The organism is Arhodomonas sp. KWT, from assembly GCF_010993615.1.
The window spans coordinates 1-2,015 of sequence record NZ_WNXE01000343.1 but is presented as its reverse complement, the minus strand read 5'-3'; the positions used below and the strand labels follow the sequence as shown (position 1 = coordinate 2,015).

Below are 2,015 nucleotides of genomic sequence, written 5' to 3'. Positions count from 1 at the left end.
GAGTCCACCATCAAGGACTTCGGCGTGATCGCCAACGACAGCGGCTGGGAGCTGGTGGTCGGCGGCAACGGCGGCACGAAGCTGCGCGCCGCCGAGGTCCTCTGCCGGGTCACCGGCCACGAAGCGGTGCTCGAACACGCCGCGGCCTTCCTGCAGATCTACCGCGAGGAGGCGCGTTACCTGGAGCGGACCGCCCACTGGATCGACCGCGTGGGCCTCGACTACGTCCGCTCACGGGTCGTCGACGACGCCGACGGCCGGCGCCAGGCCCACGAGCGCTTCCTGGAGTCCCAGCGGCACACCCAGGTGGACCCGTGGGCACCCCGCTCCGACGCCAGCGCCCCGGACCCGGAGTTCCGCGCCCTCCGGGCGACGGGCTGAACGCCCGTACCACAGAGGAGACACGAGCATGTCAGCAGCCGTCGATACCGGCGAGTGGGTCGCGATCGGCCCCCTAGACGCCATTCCCCGCCGCGGGGCCCGCACGGTGGAGACGCCCGACGGCCCGGTGGCGGTATTCCGCACCGCCGACGACGCCGTCTTCGCCGTCGCCGACCACTGTCCGCACCAGGGCGGGCCGCTGTCCCAGGGCATCGTCTCCGGCGCGGCGGTCTACTGCCCGCTGCACGACTGGTGCATCGAGCTCGCCACCGGCCGGGCCCGGGCGCCGGACGAGGGCAGCACGCCCCGCTACCCGGTGACCGTGGAGGGCGGCACCATCCACCTGCGGCTGACCCCGGAGGCGTCATGAGCACGGCGGTCCGCACCACCTGCCCCTACTGCGGGGTCGGCTGCGGCGTGATCGCCGAGCCCGGCCCGCGGGGCGTGCACGTGCGCGGCGACCCGGACCATCCGGCCAACCACGGCCGCCTCTGCGCCAAGGGCGCGAACCTGGGCGAGACCGTGGGCGACGGGGGCCGGCTGCGCCACCCGGAGATCCGCGGTCGCCGGGTGAGCTGGTTCCGCGCCCTGGACGAGGTCGCCGACGGATTCCGCCGGGTGATCGACACCCACGGCCCGGAGGCGGTGGCGATCTACGCCTCCGGCCAGCTCCTCACCGAGGACTACTACCTCGCCAACAAGCTCATGAAGGGCTATATCGGCACGGCCAACATCGACACCAACTCGCGGCTGTGCATGTCCTCCGCGGTGGCCGCCCATGAACGCGCCTTCGGCGAGGACGTGGTGCCCGGCGACTACACGGACCTGGACCAGGCCGACCTCGCCGTGCTCGTCGGCAGCAACGCCGCCTGGTGCCACCCGGTGCTCTACCGCCGCCTGCGCGACGCGCGCGAGGCCGACCCGCAGCGGCGCATGGTGGTCATCGACCCGCGGACGACCGCAACGGCGCGGGAGGCCGACCTGCACCTGGCCATCCGCCCGGGCACGGACGCGTGGCTGTTCAACGGCCTGCTCGCCCACCTTGCGCGCACCGGCGCAATCGACCGCGACTGGGTCGAGGCCCATACCGGGGGACTGGACGCCGCCGTCGCCGCCGCCCGGCGCAGCGCGCCGGACACCACCGAGGTGGCCCGGGCCTGCGGGCTGGTGGAGGCGGACGTCGCCCGGTTCTTCGACTGGTTCGCCGCCACGCCACGCACGCTGACCCTGTTCTCCCAGGGGGTGAACCAGTCCAGCAGCGGCACCGACAAGGCCGGCGCCATCCTCAACTGCCACCTCGCCACCGGCCGCGTGGGCCGTCCCGGGGCCGGCCCGTTCTCGCTCACCGGTCAGCCCAACGCCATGGGCGGGCGCGAGGTCGGCGGGCTCGCGAGCACCCTGGCGGGGCACCGCGGCTTCGACGCCGCGGCCGCGGTGCAGGCGTTCTGGGGCAGCCCCGCCATCGCCGGCGAACCGGGACTCAAGGCCGTGGATCTGTTCGAGGCGATTCACGCCGGGCGGGTGCGTGCGGTATGGATCATGGCCACCAACCCGGCAGTGAGCCTGCCGGATACCGAGCGCGTGCGCGAGGCACTGCACCGCTGCGAGCTGGTGGTGGTCTCGGACATGACCCG

Annotated in this window: 2 protein-coding genes and 1 pseudogene; all 3 read left to right on the top strand. The window is 73.8% G+C overall.

The window, feature by feature from the left end; all coding sequences use genetic code 11:
- A pseudogene (locus G7A99_RS18710) lies at positions 1 to 381 on the top strand (nitrite reductase large subunit); the annotation flags it as partial.
- Between the two features lie 28 nt (positions 382 to 409).
- On the top strand, positions 410 to 751 hold the full coding sequence (gene nirD, locus G7A99_RS18705) for a nitrite reductase small subunit NirD (protein ID WP_163143031.1): 342 nt from the start codon (positions 410 to 412) through the stop codon (positions 749 to 751).
- On the top strand, positions 748 to 2,015 hold a 1,268-nt coding region (locus G7A99_RS18700), incomplete at its 3' end, for a molybdopterin-dependent oxidoreductase (protein WP_163143028.1). The genes nirD and G7A99_RS18700, both read left to right, overlap by 4 nt.

Coding starts and splice junctions, on each gene's coding strand:
- nirD (WP_163143031.1), top strand. CDS start 410: ATGTCAGCAGCCGTCGATACCGGCGAGTGGGTCGCGATCGGCCCCCTA.